Annotated in this window: 20 protein-coding genes, 1 tRNA gene and 1 pseudogene; 4 read left to right on the forward strand and 18 right to left on the reverse strand. The window is 32.9% G+C overall.

The window, feature by feature from the left end; genetic code table 11:
• Position 1: 1 nt before the first annotated feature.
• Positions 2-505: an NUDIX hydrolase gene (locus H5J24_RS10715; protein ID WP_068943187.1), complete on the forward strand. Its 504-nt coding sequence runs from the start codon at positions 2-4 to the stop codon at positions 503-505.
• 127 nt (positions 506-632) lie between these two features.
• Here H5J24_RS10715 and H5J24_RS10720 read toward each other — a convergent pair whose 3' ends face one another.
• The 3 genes from H5J24_RS10720 to H5J24_RS25575 form a co-directional block, all read right to left on the reverse strand.
• The gene (locus tag H5J24_RS10720; protein ID WP_228407626.1) at positions 633-2,390 is read right to left on the reverse strand and encodes a DUF885 domain-containing protein; all 1,758 of its coding nucleotides are present in this window, start codon (positions 2,388-2,390) and stop codon (positions 633-635) included.
• 80 nt (positions 2,391-2,470) lie between these two features.
• Positions 2,471-2,926: an aromatic amino acid DMT transporter YddG gene (yddG, locus tag H5J24_RS25570; RefSeq protein ID WP_283250774.1), complete on the reverse strand. Its 456-nt coding sequence runs from the start codon at positions 2,924-2,926 to the stop codon at positions 2,471-2,473.
• A gap of 76 nt (positions 2,927-3,002) precedes the next feature.
• Positions 3,003-3,368 carry a drug/metabolite transporter permease gene (locus tag H5J24_RS25575; RefSeq protein ID WP_283250775.1) on the reverse strand — a complete coding sequence of 122 codons (366 nt, stop codon included), beginning with the start codon at positions 3,366-3,368 and terminating at the stop codon, positions 3,003-3,005.
• A gap of 201 nt (positions 3,369-3,569) precedes the next feature.
• Here H5J24_RS25575 and H5J24_RS10730 point away from each other — a divergent pair, with 201 nt between their 5' ends.
• The gene (locus tag H5J24_RS10730; RefSeq protein ID WP_068943185.1) at positions 3,570-3,797 is read left to right on the forward strand and encodes a glyceraldehyde-3-phosphate dehydrogenase; all 228 of its coding nucleotides are present in this window, start codon (positions 3,570-3,572) and stop codon (positions 3,795-3,797) included.
• 118 nt (positions 3,798-3,915) lie between these two features.
• Here H5J24_RS10730 and H5J24_RS10735 read toward each other — a convergent pair.
• Together H5J24_RS10735 and H5J24_RS10740 are read right to left on the reverse strand one after the other, a co-directional pair.
• Positions 3,916-3,989: transfer RNA gene (locus H5J24_RS10735), tRNA-Ala, on the reverse strand.
• Between the two features lie 777 nt (positions 3,990-4,766).
• Positions 4,767-5,636, reverse strand: coding sequence for an AraC family transcriptional regulator (locus H5J24_RS10740; RefSeq protein ID WP_068943184.1), 870 nt, complete (start codon positions 5,634-5,636; stop codon positions 4,767-4,769).
• Between the two features lie 628 nt (positions 5,637-6,264).
• On the opposite strand from H5J24_RS10740, the gene H5J24_RS10745 reads away from it, so the two are divergent.
• Together H5J24_RS10745 and H5J24_RS10750 are read left to right on the forward strand one after the other, a co-directional pair.
• Positions 6,265-8,874, forward strand: a complete 2,610-nt coding sequence (locus H5J24_RS10745; protein ID WP_068943183.1) for a TonB-dependent receptor — start codon at positions 6,265-6,267, stop codon at positions 8,872-8,874.
• 140 nt (positions 8,875-9,014) lie between these two features.
• Positions 9,015-9,641, forward strand: coding sequence for a hypothetical protein (locus H5J24_RS10750; protein WP_068943182.1), 627 nt, complete (start codon positions 9,015-9,017; stop codon positions 9,639-9,641).
• Positions 9,642-9,761: 120 nt separating this feature from the next.
• On the opposite strand, the gene H5J24_RS10755 is transcribed toward H5J24_RS10750, so the two are convergent.
• The 13 genes and pseudogenes from H5J24_RS10755 to H5J24_RS10815 all read right to left on the reverse strand — a co-directional run bounded on the left by H5J24_RS10755 (position 9,762) and on the right by H5J24_RS10815 (position 16,469).
• Positions 9,762-10,205, reverse strand: a complete 444-nt coding sequence (locus H5J24_RS10755) for a hypothetical protein (protein ID WP_068943181.1) — start codon at positions 10,203-10,205, stop codon at positions 9,762-9,764.
• 11 nt (positions 10,206-10,216) lie between these two features.
• The gene (locus tag H5J24_RS10760; RefSeq protein WP_068943180.1) at positions 10,217-10,546 is read right to left on the reverse strand and encodes a hypothetical protein; all 330 of its coding nucleotides are present in this window, start codon (positions 10,544-10,546) and stop codon (positions 10,217-10,219) included.
• 66 nt (positions 10,547-10,612) lie between these two features.
• Positions 10,613-10,765, reverse strand: a complete 153-nt coding sequence (locus H5J24_RS10765; protein WP_346729995.1) for a hypothetical protein — start codon at positions 10,763-10,765, stop codon at positions 10,613-10,615.
• Positions 10,766-10,877: 112 nt separating this feature from the next.
• On the reverse strand, positions 10,878-11,207 hold the full coding sequence (locus H5J24_RS10770) for a hypothetical protein (protein WP_068943179.1): 330 nt from the start codon (positions 11,205-11,207) through the stop codon (positions 10,878-10,880).
• Positions 11,200-11,724, reverse strand: a complete 525-nt coding sequence (locus H5J24_RS10775) for a HEAT repeat domain-containing protein (RefSeq protein ID WP_346729996.1) — start codon at positions 11,722-11,724, stop codon at positions 11,200-11,202. Before H5J24_RS10775 ends, H5J24_RS10770 begins: the two co-directional genes overlap by 8 nt.
• Positions 11,616-11,900 carry a hypothetical protein gene (locus H5J24_RS10780; RefSeq protein WP_232816297.1) on the reverse strand — a complete coding sequence of 95 codons (285 nt, stop codon included), beginning with the start codon at positions 11,898-11,900 and terminating at the stop codon, positions 11,616-11,618. The genes H5J24_RS10775 and H5J24_RS10780 overlap by 109 nt, the downstream gene beginning before the upstream one ends.
• Before the next feature lie 7 nt (positions 11,901-11,907).
• The gene (locus H5J24_RS10785; protein ID WP_068943177.1) at positions 11,908-12,201 is read right to left on the reverse strand and encodes a hypothetical protein; all 294 of its coding nucleotides are present in this window, start codon (positions 12,199-12,201) and stop codon (positions 11,908-11,910) included.
• A gap of 275 nt (positions 12,202-12,476) precedes the next feature.
• Positions 12,477-12,914, reverse strand: a complete 438-nt coding sequence (locus H5J24_RS10790) for a hypothetical protein (RefSeq protein WP_068943176.1) — start codon at positions 12,912-12,914, stop codon at positions 12,477-12,479.
• A gap of 15 nt (positions 12,915-12,929) precedes the next feature.
• Positions 12,930-13,421, reverse strand: a pseudogene (locus H5J24_RS10795) (hypothetical protein); the annotation flags it as partial.
• A gap of 54 nt (positions 13,422-13,475) precedes the next feature.
• Positions 13,476-13,913: a hypothetical protein gene (locus tag H5J24_RS10800; protein WP_068943174.1), complete on the reverse strand. Its 438-nt coding sequence runs from the start codon at positions 13,911-13,913 to the stop codon at positions 13,476-13,478.
• 5 nt (positions 13,914-13,918) lie between these two features.
• Entirely contained in the window at positions 13,919-15,286 is a 1,368-nt protein-coding gene (locus tag H5J24_RS10805) for a Hint domain-containing protein (protein WP_228407625.1), read from the reverse strand.
• A 185-nt stretch (positions 15,287-15,471) separates the two neighbouring features.
• Positions 15,472-16,140: an SMI1/KNR4 family protein gene (locus H5J24_RS10810; RefSeq protein WP_082811200.1), complete on the reverse strand. Its 669-nt coding sequence runs from the start codon at positions 16,138-16,140 to the stop codon at positions 15,472-15,474.
• Positions 16,140-16,469 (reverse strand): hypothetical protein, encoded by a 330-nt coding sequence (locus H5J24_RS10815; RefSeq protein ID WP_232816298.1) that lies wholly within the window; start codon positions 16,467-16,469, stop codon positions 16,140-16,142. Before H5J24_RS10815 ends, H5J24_RS10810 begins: the two co-directional genes overlap by 1 nt.
• Between the last annotated feature and the right edge of the window lie 2 nt (positions 16,470-16,471).

Genomic DNA, 16,471 nt, shown 5'->3' on the forward strand with positions numbered 1-16,471 from the left:
CATGAATACATTACCTGTTGGAATGAAACGTGTCGCAACACTTTGCATTTTACGTTATCAAAACAAATTCTTATTATTAAAAAGATTAAAGGAACCTAATAAAGATATGTACACTCCAGTTGGAGGTAAAATTGATGCATTTGAAAATCCTTTACAAGCAGCTATCCGGGAAACATTTGAAGAAACCGGCATTCATGTTGAATCGATGAAATTCTGTGGAATGCTGACAGAAACATCTCCTACAAAATACAATTGGATTAGTTACGTTTATTTGGCTGAGATAGATTATATAGAGCCTCCGATATGCAACGAAGGAACTTTAAAATGGATTTCTTTTGATGATCTGCTAAGTGTCCCTACCCCAAAAACCGACTGGTACATCTATAAATATATTCTGGAAAAGAAAGCTTTTGCTTTTAATGCTGATTACGATGGTCATCTGAACCTTATCTCAATGAGTGAGGAGTTTGAAAATATTCAACTTCCAGAACTGGATAAATATTGATTATTGAATTATTTTTTATTTTGAATCCAAATAGAGAATATTTATTACATGTTGTAAACAACAATACATTGGCTGCCTCATGAGGCAGCCAATGTATTAATATCCAAACTCTAAAAGTTCAATATCTTTATTTGATACTTTTTGCCCAATCATCCATATAGTTTTCAAAAACAGTGAGCGGCATTGCTCCTCCTGTCAGAATAGTATCATGGAAATCCTTGATATTAAATTTGGAGCCTAACTGTGATTTGTACTTATCACGCAGTTCTCTTATTTTCAGTTCTCCGATTTTATAGGAAAGTGCCTGCGCAGGATTAGCCATATACCGCTCTATTTCAGCAGTGGCAAATTGTTCAGAAACAGGTTCGTTATCCAGCATATATTGTATGGCATCTTCACGGGTCATTTTTCCTGTATGCAATCCGGAATCAACTACCAATCGGATCGCACGGTGCATCTCTGTACCCAATGCTCCCAACTGATGATAAGGATTAGTATACACTCCAAGGTCTTTTCCCAGGGATTCAGTATATAATGCCCAGCCTTCTACAAATGCCCCGTTCATATATTTCTGTCGAAATTCCGGAACAGAGGTATTTTCATATTGAATGCTTATCTGATAATGATGGCCTGGAATGGCTTCATGTAAAAATACACTTTCCATATCCATATTGGTAATATTGATTTTTGTTGGATCTAAAATAGGAGCATAAAAAATACCAGGACGATGGGTAGGAAGGTTTCCTGGAAAATATTGTGGTGATGCTGAAGCTGCTCTGAACTCTTCTGTCTTACGGATTTCAAAAGGCGTTTTAGGGGTAATCCCGAAATACTTCGATAAATTAGGTTTTATTTTGTTATAAACATCCTGATAAGCTTCTAATACTTCTTTATCTGTTTTGAAAGGCATGAATTGCTTATCTGTTTTCATAAATTCAAATAATTCGGGAAGAGAACCTTTAAAACCGATAGATTTCTTAATTTTTTCCATCTCTGTGGTAATTCTTGTCACTTCAGATAAGCCTAACTGATATACTTCTTCCGGATCTTTATCAATGGTTACCATTGATAAAATATAGTCTTTATACATTTCTTTGCCATTAGGAAAAACATTGATTCCTGAAGATGAACGGGCATTCGGCAGATATTCATTCTGGAAAAAATCTGCAAGTTTCTGTAGGGAAGGGAAAATATTTTTCGACAGAACTTCTTTAAAATTTTTAGTTAAACGATCTTGTTCTTTTTTTGAAATATCCCTGGGAAAATTCTTTATCGGGTTATAAAAAGAAGACTGATCATCGTTCTGTGCCAGTTTCTGTAATTGCGGAATAATTTTCACTACTAAAGCTTTGGGTAAAACAACTCCTGTTTTGATACCTTTCTGCATATTCTGTATAGCAACATCTGTCCACCTTGAGAAAGCCTGGCAGCGTTTCATCCAGTTCTCATAATCTTTTACCGTTTTGAAAGGCTGTGCTGAACTCCCGGAACCCAACAATGCCATATAGGTGGGAATACTCCCCATCTGATTGACAGGCATATATTCCTGATGGTATTTTTCTGTTTTCAGAGCAATTTGCAGGTCATTCTCCAAAATTGCCAGTGAGATACGATCTTCTTTATTCAAATCCTGAGTTCCAAAAGGTTTCAGAAGATGGATATATTTTATATAAAAATCATGGATTTTTTTAAGCTGATTTTCATCATCAGCAGTAAGCTGATCATTATAACCATCAATACCGTTAAAGGTTGCACTCAATGGGCTTAGTACGTTTGACTCTTTATAATATTCATCAAAGATCTGATGTAATTGGGTATTCTTTTGCTGCGCACTCATGCAGGAAACAATAACAGTGCTAAGTAAAGCTAGCTTATGCTTCATCATATTATTAGTTTATTTATATGAACAATAAAAATACGTTAATTATTCTATTAATATTAAATACACTAATTAGTAATCTGAAATTATTGCTTAATTTTTCGTTCTCTGGTCGCCAGCCAGCAGAGTATTGAACCTGCGCAAACCATCACAGCTCCCTGCCAGAAAGACAATCCTAAGGCTGTAGATAAAAGGACGGATGACAATGCGGATGACAAAACAGGGATAAAATAAGATGCACCTGCTAAAATCGTAACATTTCCCTCCAAAATTCCGATATTCCATGCTGCATATCCAAATCCCATGGCACATGCTGCCAGTAAAAGATATACAACGGAAGAAAGGTTGATCTCCATACCGCCTGTATCACTAACGATTAAATACTTTATCCATAAGGCAGCAGCTACCATCATGAAAAATAATGTGATTCCGTTTACTCCATTGGCTATACGAACCGTAACTATACAATAAGCAGCCCACAATAGCGCTCCAATAAAAGCCAATCCATAGCTTAAAGGATTAGTTTTAATATTGGCAGTCATCTGAGAAATATCAAGGTCTTGCTCTCCCCCAATACCCAAATAATTCCCAGCATGGAAAGAATGATTCCTGGAACGATCAGCCAGTTTGCTTTTTTATGGGTAAAAGAATGGTGCCCACCATTGCAAAGGTAGGCCAGAGATAATTAATCATCCCTACTTCAATCGCCTGACGGCTGTTGGTAGAATATCCTATAGAAAGTGCCAAACAAAGTTCATAAGAAACCATAAGCAATCCACCGAATATCAAGTATTTCTTTGAAAATTTTGATAAAGGGACCCACTTCATGGTAAAAAGCAAGAATATAGAAGCTACAGTATATATTAAAGCTGCACCAGCTGTTGCTCCAAAAGAATGGCTTACCTCTTTGATCAATCCAACAATAGAGGACCATAATAAAATAGCACAAAATCCGATGGCGGTGGCTTTGGTTTGTTTAGTCATGGAAAGTTTTCGGTTTTATTTGATACCAAAAGTAGAAAAAGCAGATGACTAATCATATTGAGCTATTCTATATTACTAATCCTAATTAAGAAAATCGTTTACAGCTCTACATTGCAAATTTCTATATATCTTGATTTTCTAATTACAGATCTTCCCACGTAAGGGAAAAAAGTTATCTTTGAAAGAATTAAAATTTTAATCATGAAAGAAAAAATCGTTCAGATTATCCATTCTACAGGAAAATATACATTGGATATATTGCCAGGCAGGCTTAATGAAATGCAGGAACAAATTGACAGATGTTTAAATAATGAACAGGCCGCTATAGTTGTTCGAAACGACAATGGAGAACAGTTTATTTACCCATCAGACCTTTTGAAAAATAGCTTTATTGCAATAGTCGATAAAGTTACTCCTGAAGTCTTCTAGTAAAAAGCCTCTAAATTAGGAATAAAGTCCTAAGCAATTGAAGCTTACATGATCTTATAAACGAAACAATTTTTAATACATAAAAAACGGGAAATCTATTTAAATAGATTTCCCGTTGTGGAGAATACGGGATTCGAACCCGTGACCTTTTGACTGCCAGTCAAACGCGCTAGCCAACTGCGCCAATCCCCCATTTTTAAAGTGATACAAAAGTAAGTATTTAAATGATACTTGCAAGTATTTGTATGAATATTTTTTGAAATTTAATAGCTTAATGGAATTTTTAATTAATCAGGACAATAAAAAACTTCAAATTAAACTTTTTATTATTAATTCCTATTTGTAAAGGCAATTATTCTCTCAAAGCAAAAGCAAAATTCTTCTTAAACAATTCTCCCGCTGACTTTAGTATAAAATTCACAATTTATCTAAAACAAACTATTTAACATTAATCCTATGATATATTTTAAGCCGCAAAATTAAATGTATTACCAAATACTATAATAGAAAAGCGTAAAAAAAGATAATAAATGACACAAATAAGGCTACTCCGAAATTCACTAGACTAGTTTCTCTTTGGATATTAAAAATTTTCTAAAACTAAATGGATCCTCCCATGCTGTTTAATAGATTTGATTTCTATTGCTAAATTTTTGAATCATTATTCCGAATAAATACATGATAATTTTATTGATAAAGAATCTGCTAAGAATTACACAGCTTATTGTATTCTTTTGCTATTAAAAAAACAAAATCTCCGGCAGAACCGGAGATAAAAACACAAATGATGAAAAAAATTATTTCGAATTGCAAAATTATACATATTACCACATACATTATGATAAAAAAGCGTAAAAAAATGATAATAAATGACACACAACAATTTTCCTTATATTTAGTAAAGAATCACAATTGATCGGATGCTAAAAAATAATATGCTGCTAACCAGATCGTTCATTTTAATAGAAACTATCTTTGTATAGACTTCCTAAATTGTGTTGGAGTCACCCCTGTTTTTATCTTAAAAAACTTAGTAAAATTGGTTACCTCCTTAAACCCCAAATCGTAGGCAATTTCACTTACGCTTAATGTATTATACATCAGATTTCTTTTAATCTCTAATATCATCCTATTCATTAGCCATTGTTTGGGCGTCTCCTTTTCTACTTTAAGAAAAGTCTTCTGTAGTGCACGAAGCGTTATATTCAATTCTTCACAATAGTAGTCAAGACTTAAATGTTGATTTAGATTTTTATTTACCAAAGATTTAAATCTAGCAACTAAAAGTTTATCCCCACAAAAATCCAGGTTAATTTTAGAATGTATGGAAATTTCCTCCGCAATCAGAAGTATATTAAACAAATAGTTATTTAATATAGTACTCTGTACATCTCTATATGGCCTGGCCAATTCATTTTTAATGTAATCGAATAAAGCTAATACTTCTTCAAACCTATCTTCTAAATTGAAATATCGTATATTTAAAGGATCATTAAACAAACTGGTTTCACTATAAAATTGAGTTTGTGTACTGTTTTGGCAAAGAAAATCTTCGGTAAAAATCATTATCCTGCTTTTATAATTAATAGGTCTATTAAACTGGCAGATTTGATTAGGTGAAGCAAATAAAATGTGCCTTTCCTTAATATTTATTGTTTTAAAATCTATATTAATGCTTCCTTCACCTTCACAAAAAAGATGAATACAGTTAAATAAGATTTTATGTGGTTGAAAAAGTTGGGTGGGTCTAGCTAATAAAAGATCTGATACCCTTTTTGTTGTGATAAAATGTGAACTATTCTCACTATGCAAAAAAGGTTCAATTTTAAAATCCTCCATAAACTTTTATTTATCTACAATTAAATATTAAAAAACTACTTTATTATTAATAATAAATATCCATTTATTACAAGTCTCATGCCTTACTTAGCTAATGTCAAATAGTTCCGGCTTATGATATATAGATCTTTTATGGAATTTAATAACCGAAATATTTATTTTTCATGAATATATAGCAAAGATAAATCCATATTACGAAATTATATCCATAACGAAAACGATCAGCTTTTTCTTTTTTCCTTCAAGAATTATTTAAGTATAATTCTCCTACAAAACTCAATGATAATACAACCTTTCCATACCCATCATAAAATATCAAATACAATAATTTCCTTTAGTTAGATCTAAAATATAAAAATTTATTTTTTGTATAAAAATGATGATATTTCTCAATATTTTTTATTCAATAAATGTTTATATTATCATCAAAACAAACTCATTTCGGTTAAAATTATTGATATAACAATCTACAAATTAAACTGTTAAATAAAGTTAATATATCATAAAACAACCAGCAATCATGCTCATTCTTCGACGTTTACAAAATTTCTTAAAAAACATTTAATACTCAATTCAAAAATAAATTTTCATCTTTGCAGCCTTAAAATCAAACACGCTAGTTTATTTCATGAGCATTATTTTAAAAAAGCGACTTCTTATAGCGCTTGTATTACCAACGGCCGCCTTGTATTATGGGCAGAGTACGAAGGATTCTTTAGAAAAATCTAAATCTATTGATGAGGTGATGTTGGTAGGTAGGAACCTTTCCCAAACCGCCAAAGAGAGAAAGACACCTGTTGCAGTTTCCAACATTAAGGCAGCTGAAATTCAGGAGAAACTGGGAAACAGAGAATTCCCTGAAATTATGAAGTCTACTCCATCTGTTTACGTTACTAAAGTAGGTGGTGGATTTGGAGACAGCAGAATTAACATGAGAGGTTTTGATGGTGCCAATATTGCGGTGATCATCAACGGACAGCCTGTTAATGACATGCAGGGAGGTACTGTGTACTGGTCTAACTGGACTGGACTGGCAGATATTGCAAGCTCTATTCAGATCCAGAGAGGTTTGGGAGCTTCTAAATTTGTAGTTCCATCTGTAGGAGGAACCATCAACATTGTAACCAAAGCTACTGATTCTGAGCAAAAAGCAATGATCAAGGCAGAAGCGGGTAATGACAATTACTCAAGACTCTCCGCAATGTACTCTTCCGGATTGAAAAACAAATGGGGAACTACCGTATTGCTTTCCCGTTGGCAAGGTGATGGTTACATCAACGGAACTAAAGGTGAAGGATATTCTTGGTTTTTCTCTACAGGATTTAAGCCGAATGAAAAACATGCATTCAATTTAATTGCAACAGGTGCGCCACAGGTACACGATACCAGAAGATCTTCTGCAACCGGAGCCAATGTTGCAACTTTACAGCAGTTTGAAACTTATGGAAGAAGATACAACCCACAAACAGGAATGCTGAACGGTTCTCAGTTCAACTTAGCTCCTAACTTCTACCACAAGCCAATCGCTTCATTAAACTGGGATTGGAATATTAATGACAACCTGAAATTATCTACAGTTGTTTACGGTTCTTGGGGACGTGGCGGCGGTGGAACCGGACTTAACGGTTCTATTAAAAATGCCAAAGACCAAACCATGAACTTCATGAATTATGGACCTGGTGGTGATGGTACTATCAATTGGGATATGATCTATCGTTATAACAGAGGCGGTGCTGTAACAGATTATAATGGAAATACCTTCCAGAAATCTCCTTTTACTGCTCCTGCAGGATCCCCTACTGATTATAATGGACAAAATGTAGCTACTTTAAACGGAACAAGCGGTATTGTAAGAAAGCAAAGTATTAATGCTCATGACTGGTATGGTGTCATTGCAGACCTTAACTATAAAAAGAATAACTGGACTTTTAATGGAGGAATCGACCTTAAAACTTACAAAGGAGCTCTTTATGATATTACTACTGATCTATTAGGATCAGATGCTCTATTTGTTAAAAGTACAGTGAACGCTCCAAACGGTTATTATATCGACCGTACGGTAAAACCAGAACCATTGACAAAGACTGGAAATACTCAAAAAATATCAATCCACAATGAAGGCCTTGTAAAATGGGCTGGTATTTATGGAATGGTGGAATATAGCTCTGAAAAACTAAGTGCATCAGTTCAGGCATCAGTTTCTGAACAGTATTACAAGAGAAGAGACTATATGCTGTATACCCCTGGAAACCAAGAAACGAAATGGTATCACAAAACAGGTTATATTGTAAAAGGTGGTGCTAATTACAATATTGATGATCATCACAATGTATTTTTCAATGCAGGAGTAATTTCAAGACAGCCATTATTCAATGCGTTGTTCCCTTCAAATCAGAATATCTACAATGATGCAAAAAATGAAAGAATATTCTCTCTGGAATTAGGATATGGTTTCAAATCACGTTATATAGATGTTAACATCAATGCTTACAGAACGCAATGGGATGATAGATTCATTTCAAGAACATTCAATGCAGGCGCAGCAGATGTTGCGAAATTCTCTCAATTGAAACTTGGAAATGCGTACTTCTATAATGCTCTAAATGTTGGACAAATTCACCAAGGGGTAGAATTGGAAGCTAAGGCAAGACCTTTTGCTAATCTTAGAGTGAGAGGGATGGTTTCATTGGGTAACTGGAAGTACAAAGGAAACGCAAATTTCAATATTCTGGATGTTCAAAGCAACCAGGAAATTTCCGGAGCTACAGGGATGATCAACATCAAGGACCTGAAAGTTGGTGATGCAGCGCAAACAACAGCAAGTTTAGGTATTGATTATAACATTACAAAAGCTTTCAGTATTGATGCTAACTGGGAATATTATGACAAATTATATGCCCAGTTCAACCCTATCAATTTCCTTACAGAGGCTGACAGAGAAAGAGGAATTGTAAAATTACCTAGCTATAACCTATTTGATGTAGGAGCTAGTTACAAATTCGAAATCGGTCAGAAAAAATCTTTAACACTAAGAGCGAATGTTTATAACTTATTCAACAAATATTATATTTCTGAACTAAGTTCTAATATTCATGCTACTGATAAAATTGCTGCTGGTCCTGATGCTGGAAAAACGTATCAGCAAGCAGGTAGAGTGTATCAGGGTGTTGCTGATGCCAATACAGGTTTCTTAGGATTCGGAAGAACGTGGTCTGTGGCTGCTACTTTCAGATTCTAAGCTATATCATCTTAATAAAAACACAAGAACCCGTCATTTTTGGCGGGTTCTTTTTCTTTAAAATAAAATAACACTCCCCAATTAATCTAAATAAATGATAAATTAGACAAGACAAAAAACTAAAAATCATTTCTATTTTAATGGACAAAGAAACTATATATTATATTATAACCTATTTCAGTAATCTGATGACTAATCATGAGAAATTAGCGCTGAAATCCCAAATGTTTACTTATAAAACTTCTGATAACCCAGAAATGAGAAAGATACTTACAAAGAGAAACTGGATAAGTTCTGATCCTGAAATCACCTCTCTTCTTCAGAATGGATATGATGAATTTGAATTGAATGTTGCACAGCGAATAATGATTGAAAACCCAGAAAAAGTATTTTTCAATAATTGTCCACAATGTAATAGATTAGCCCGCACTCCCTATGCAAAGCAATGCCGACACTGTGGTTATAGCTGGCATAGCCTGGTTGCAAAATTTAAAATTGACAGCGTCTTCCAACTTACCAACAGAAGTTTTTATCTCCTTGGGGAAATTATAGAAGGAGAAATAAACAAAGGTCAACTGATGGATTTAACAACAATTGGACTTCATAAAAAAATTAAAATTGAATCTATTGAATTAGGTAATAAACTCAATAACGGAAAACCATGGAATGGTATTGGCCTTGGGATCAATGATCTAACAGAAGAAGATAAGCAATATTTAGAACAGAAATCCTCTCTTAGCCCTATTATCAATATTTCCCAGTCATAATTTATGGCTTTTGAGGCTGCAATATTAAAATTATAACCCTTTTGAATATAAAAAAGGAAATGTTAAAAACACTTCCTTTTTGTTATAATTAACTATTAGTTTTAGATTTCAGAGCATCCTTTATTCATTAATAGGAATCCCCATATCTTCCATATTATTCTTTAAAATAGTACTGATATAATTTCCTTTTTTTCTTGGAATGGAAGCTGTTGCAAATGTTCTTGGGGCTTTATATACTTCCCCTTTATAATCAGGGCTTGTAAGAACCGGCATCATATAATAAGCATTATCCTGATCTTCATTATCCATAACCCATTTGCCTCCTAAATGTTTTCTAAATGTTTCTCCAATATAAATGGTAAGAAGATCTAACATTTTAGGGTCTTCCTTTAAATTGTTGATAGATGGATAATTATTGATAATCCATTTCTCTAATTCATCTAGTGATTTGATACTATAATCTAAATTAATGCTATTCTCTTTTGCAAAGTCTTCTATAAAAGAGTCCATTTTTTCTCCAATGAAAAAAATCCATTCCTGAAAGTTTTCTTGTGTATATGACATAAACTATATAATTATTTAATATGAGTAACTTTGATTCCTGCTGCTTTTAGTTCGTCTATTAATGGTTGGCTTGCTCCTCCCTCAATTCTCCATTCAATATCCCACCCATCTTTTACAAGCTGTTTATCTCTTAATATTTCGTATTTAATATCATCTGTTCTGGAAAAATAGTTTCCTGATTTTACTTCAACTCCCATTTTGGCGTCTACGTCTGCAATATCTAACCTTCTATTAACTTCTTCTCCATCAATTTTCACTTTAACGGTTTGTTCTCGAGCTCCCCAACCTAATTCATTATGATAACTATCTGCTGCTGCATTCCCTTTGTTTGCATTTTGCATATTGGCATCATAAGTTTTGTCCCATCTATCTTTACTCCATTCTCCTCCTCGTTCTTGGTAATCCTCTCACGCTTGAGCTCTATGCTCAGGACTTCCTGCTTCTGGTTTATACCCATTATGCACAAGAATCCCATCTTCAGTTACATAATAGTTTTCATTATCCTCAATATCAAAATTATAAACTTTTTTGTAATGGGATAAAAAAATCAGACTGTCTATAACAGTCTGATTTTTATAATATTTTTTCTTTTTCTATAGGAGTGTTGAGTTTTATTAAATTACCTGTTTCGTCATAAAAATTATAACGTTCAAACTGACAATCTTCTACCTATTACCACTTTTGAAAAAAAACTCCTTCTGGTATCTGCCAAGAGCTATTTTGAAATAAAGATTTAATAATTGTTACACACTCTTCATATGTACATTCTTTTTGATAAGAACCCATTTCTGTTATTTCAGGAATATCCAGCTGCCAAACATTATCGTTTATCCATGCAAATTGTCTTATTTTATTAAATTCATTTTTAATTCCTAAAAAGCTTCCATCGGTTTCGGATAAATTATAAAATCTATTCAGGACATCATCAAGAGTTACTTCAATAGCATTATTAGAAGTAATTTCTTCATTTAAATATTCATCATTATAAAATAATTTATTCATGGATTAATTTTTTTATAATTTTTTCTTTAGATTTTACTATATCTCCAGAAATTTCACCTGTATTGGGATCTTCTTTTAGACCAAATTTTGTTTTAGTAAGATCTTGAATTACTGCAATCATAATTGCTAAAACTTCTTCATCAGATTCTATCTTTATTTTACTCAATATAAAAGATAAAATACTTTCTTTTGTATCAGGATTACGAAAATAAATTTGACGCATCGCTGTGATTGTAAATCCGCGTAACAGATTTTCTTTTTCTATATCAAAATTATTTTCCAGAACATTTATCGTAGAAGAATCTCCTAGCCAGCCAATAGCTACTATTGCTTTATACCTTACATCTTCATCATTATCTTTCAAATAAGGAATGATATAGGGTAAATATTTTTTATTATAAGAAAGCCCTATAAGATGTATAATATTAGATTTTTTAATGAATCTTTTTCCACCTTTAACTTTTGTACTAAAAATTCTAATCCACTTTCTCCTCTCTTTAAAAAACCTTTTCCTAATATTCTTTTCAAATCACTATTAGAAGTGTCTTGAAAAAAAGAATAATGCAGTTCCATTCCTTTTTCCGAAGAATCACTTAATAAAGAATTTAAAAAATCATTATGCACCTTGAAACTATCTGTTTCATTTGCTTTTTCATAATCTATAGTAAGTTGCTGGTTTTTATTATCTATCATAATTTTACTATTTTAAAATCTTAGGTTTATTTGCCGGACCAAATTCATGATACTGATCTCCACATATTTTATGTCTTGCTCTATGTGTATCTTTTGGTTGTGTTTTCATATTATCTGCAACATCAATCTCAGATTTACCTTCTTTTGTTTTTCTGGTATAAAGTGGTTCTTCATGGGAAACTTCATAATTATCAGGGACTTTGTTTCCATTATTTTCTTTTATGAATTTTCGAGTATCATCAGTTAAATCTGCAGCCGGGTCATCTGCATCTCTAAGTAATGCTTTTCTCCTTTCTGCCATACTCCTTGAGTAATCATCTTCTCCTTTTGGTTTTGATTTAGTATTAGGGTCTTTAGCATATGTGCCGTCTTCATTTCTTCATTCTTAATTTACCATTACTATCTCTAAAAGTACCTGGAGGATCATTATCTAAATTATTAGCAGCATTATTATACCCATTATGTGCCAAAATCCCATCCTCAGTAACACAATAGTTTTCATTATAAAATTATAAGCCTATTGAACATAAAAAAGGAAATGTTTCAAACATTCCCTTTTGCTATCATTCTTTTTAATTAATTATTACTTTTGGATTTTATAGTATTTTTTAATACAGTAGATATAAAATTCCCTTTATTTCTACTAAAAGAAGCAGTTATTAAAGTATGTGGAGAAACTGGAGATGGTACTTGTTCATTTACAATAACGGGCAACCTATAGTAAGCATTTTTTTCATTTTTTAAATCAATTTCCCATTTCCCTTCTAAATTTCTTCTAAATACTCCTCCAATATAGCTTACAATAAGGTCAAAGATTTCTTTATTTTCTTCAGCCAACAAATTTTCTTTTGTTTTAAACTTCTCTAACAGCCATTTCTCAACATAATCTAAAGAATCTATTGAATAATCTAAATCAATATTATTTTCATTTTTAAAAATTTCTTTAAATTCTTCTTCTTTATCTGATAATGCAAAAATCCACTCTTCAAAATCTTCAATTGTAATATTTTTCATCTTATTTCAAATTTTTTATTTTATATGTGTGACCTTAATTCCAGCCTCTTTTAACTCATCTAACAATGGCTGACTTGCTCCTCCTTCTATTCTCCATTCAATATCCCATCCTTGCTCAACAAGCTGCTTGTCTCTTGCTATTTCTGATCTTATTTCTTCTGTTCTTGAAAAATAATCTCCTGACTTAACCTCTACACCACGCATATCATCAATATCTGCTATATCTAATCTTCTTGGTGTTCCATTTACATCAACCGTCACCTCTCTTTTACCCCAGCCAAGTTGATCTCTATATGCGTCCGCTGCAGCATTACCCCTTTTTGCATTTAACATGTTGGCATCATAAACATTACTCCATCTATCATAATCCCATTTGCCTCCATTTGCCTGATACTCTTCCCATCGTGCAGCTTTATGTTCCGGCGAACCTGCTGCATACCCATTATGCACAAGAATCCCATCTTCAGTTACATAATAGTTTTCATTATCCTCAATATCAGAATTATAAACTTTTTCGTAATGAGGTAAAAAATTAGACTGTCATAACAGACAGTCTAATTTTTATAATATTTTTTCTTTTTCTACAGGAGTGTTGGACTTTATTAAATTACCTGTTTCATCATAAAAATTATAACGTTCAAACTGACAATCTTCTAATTTATATTTTTCTCCATTAAGTATAGAAAAATATTTTCCATCCTTAATTTCCCCTATATTTAGATCAAGTATTACTATCCCTTTTTCAATCTGTTCCCTCCATCCAATTAAATCTTTTGAATAGGATAACCCATAAAAGTGCTTGTTATCCGGAGTAATTATAATAAAATTCTCATTTAAAACACCACCTGTTTTGGGGATTAAAGGTGAATTGGCAGATGCAATTATATTAACAAAATTATCTTTTGTAATTTTTCCATTACCACTTTGAATATAAATGTATCTGTACTCTCTAAAATCAAATTCTTCTTTTCCTGGAAGAATCACATTTTCTATTTTCATAATAATTAAGGTGTTATTTCAAATCTTACGTTAGTAATACCATTTTGACTAAAGACTTGTGAATAATGATCTGCCAGTTCTTGGCTATTTGTGTGATATATAACTTCATCAAAAGCATTAGAATATTTTTTTGCTTGGTCAAGCATTTTGTTTTGTTCAGCTATTGCCCAAGGTTTAGTATCCAAAGGATTTCTTAAAGACTTGTTCCAATCTTCTACAAATTTAGCCTCAATAGCTACATTTTTCCCATTAATAACAGCAACATTATCAGCAACACCGTTTACTAATTGCCCATCAACTATCGCAGTATATTGTCTTGAATTAAAATTTGCAGCTCCCCCATATAAATCTTGAATATCATCTTCGTATTGCTGTGCTTTATCTATAGCTCTATATCTACCATTATGTACCAAAATCCCATCCTCAGTAACATAATAGTTCTCATTATCCTCAATATCAAAATTATAAACTTTTTCGTAATGAGGCAAGACTTCTATGCTGATCACTGTTGTATAATCTCCACCTTTCAAATGTAACAAGTCTCCTGCTTTCAGACTTCCGGCTTCTATCCATTCATCATTACAGAAAAAGCGGTGTTCAGGAGTAACACGTACGAATTCTCCAGTGGGTAGCTCCAAAGAAAGCATTTGCTGGGTAAACCTTTCATGCTTTGTAAGGATAGGTTTATATTCCTGCTGTTTAGTAGTTTCGTTATAGGTTAAGACAAGATCATCTTCATAAAGGTCTTCAATATTCTGCATTCCATTCGGTGTATGAACTTTTGTTCCTGCAGGAAAACAAACCAGTGTTGCTCCTTTTGCTGCAAAAATTCCCAATACAAGACTTACTCCACTGTCTTTTAATTTTTCAAGGACATCTTTATCACTGCTCCAGATACTGTACTGGTCGTAATAAGCTCCTCCAATTCCCAGTCCACGCATGGTCTTACAGAATAATGATGCATTTTTAAACCCTTTAAAAGTAAACTGTTCTATTAATTCTTTTCGTGCTGTATTGGCAAACTGGCGACCAAATTCACGACCAAAAGTAGTCATTGTTTGTCGTAATCCTGTTGCTCCTGCGGCCGAAGTTGCTCCGGCAGCTCCGCCTACCATACCTACAGCTCCTCGCCCGGCAAGAAATCCAAAAGCAAAGTTGGCAACATGTCCCAGGTTGTTAAGGGCAGCACTTCCCCACGCTTCCCAAACGGTTTCTTTGGCTGTTATGGTTCCACCTTCTGCCGGACAAACCATAATGGATGAAAGAGTAAGTGTTTTATGATCCTGTATAGCAAATTTTTGAGAGGTATTGGTCCAGACTCTTTGGGAAGCTGCGGCTTTACATTTTATGAGTCCAATAGCAGATGGAACCACAATGAAAAAGAGGTTGTCTCAAAAGGTAAACTAACGCTCTGAAAATCTCCTAAACAACAAAAGTTGTCAGACAGGAGTTCGAGAGAGGGGGTACTTTTGAGACAGCCTCTTTTATTTTGTTATTTCCCCCAATATTTCTCCAACTTTATTGGATTTTATATTACTAAAAAAAATGAGCAGGCATTTTAAAGTTCATCATAACCAAAATTAACTTGAACCCAAGCATCAAAATATGACCAAAAATTAATATTATAAGTTGGCTGCTCATCTTTCCACCAAACTAAATACTCAAAATCAGTTCCATTGTAATAGACACAAATATATCCACCTGCACCATTGTGGAATACATAATAAGTTTTTGATAAATCAATTTCTAAATTCTTAATTTCTGGTAGGATTCCCCATTCGAACTCATCTAAATATTTTATATCATCTAAAGCAACGAAACCAAGTCCTCCATTTATAGAATCATTCCAACCATTGTGGATTTGTTTATAAAAGTCTGCAATTTCAGATGGTAGTTTTATCAAAAACTCACTGGTTGTTGTAGGTAACTCTCCTTGATAAGTAATAATATCACCGTTACTTTCAAAAATATAAATCATTTTTATTTGCCCATCATCATCAACTATATATGCATCAATTAGGTCTTGTGTAATGATTCTAAAAATTTTAGGTAATTTATCTGCAAAAGGCCGCCAATAATTATGAATTATTTTTAGTTTATCATTAGAATTATTTGTGTTAAGAATTTCTTGCCAATTCTTAGGTAGAATATTGTATTGTTTGCTCTCTGCATTTAAAAAAACAGCATTTTTTAAATTATTATCATTGAAAATTTCTTGAATATTCATTATTTATCCTTTAAAAAGTTATTGATTTGTTCTTGTATAGTAGTTCGCATTTCTTCTGCTTTTTTCATCATTTCCTGTCTGAAGTTTTCATCAACCTTAATACCTTCTTTTTTGTATTCTGTCCATTCCTCGTATGATTTACTTCCTTTAGATGTATTTGCAGTTTCACTTAAGCCTTTAAAATTCCCTTTGTTGTTTAATACTGTAATTTGTTGCTCCTTTGTTAATTTTCCGAAGCCATCCATTCTACTTATTTCATCCATTGAAACAATGTGATCAGCATGTAAACTTTTATCAATTGTTAGCCCTGGTAAAGCAGGGTCTGCCATCG

The sequence above is a fragment of the Chryseobacterium capnotolerans genome (assembly GCF_021278965.1).
In the GTDB taxonomy this organism is placed as follows: domain Bacteria; phylum Bacteroidota; class Bacteroidia; order Flavobacteriales; family Weeksellaceae; genus Chryseobacterium; species Chryseobacterium capnotolerans.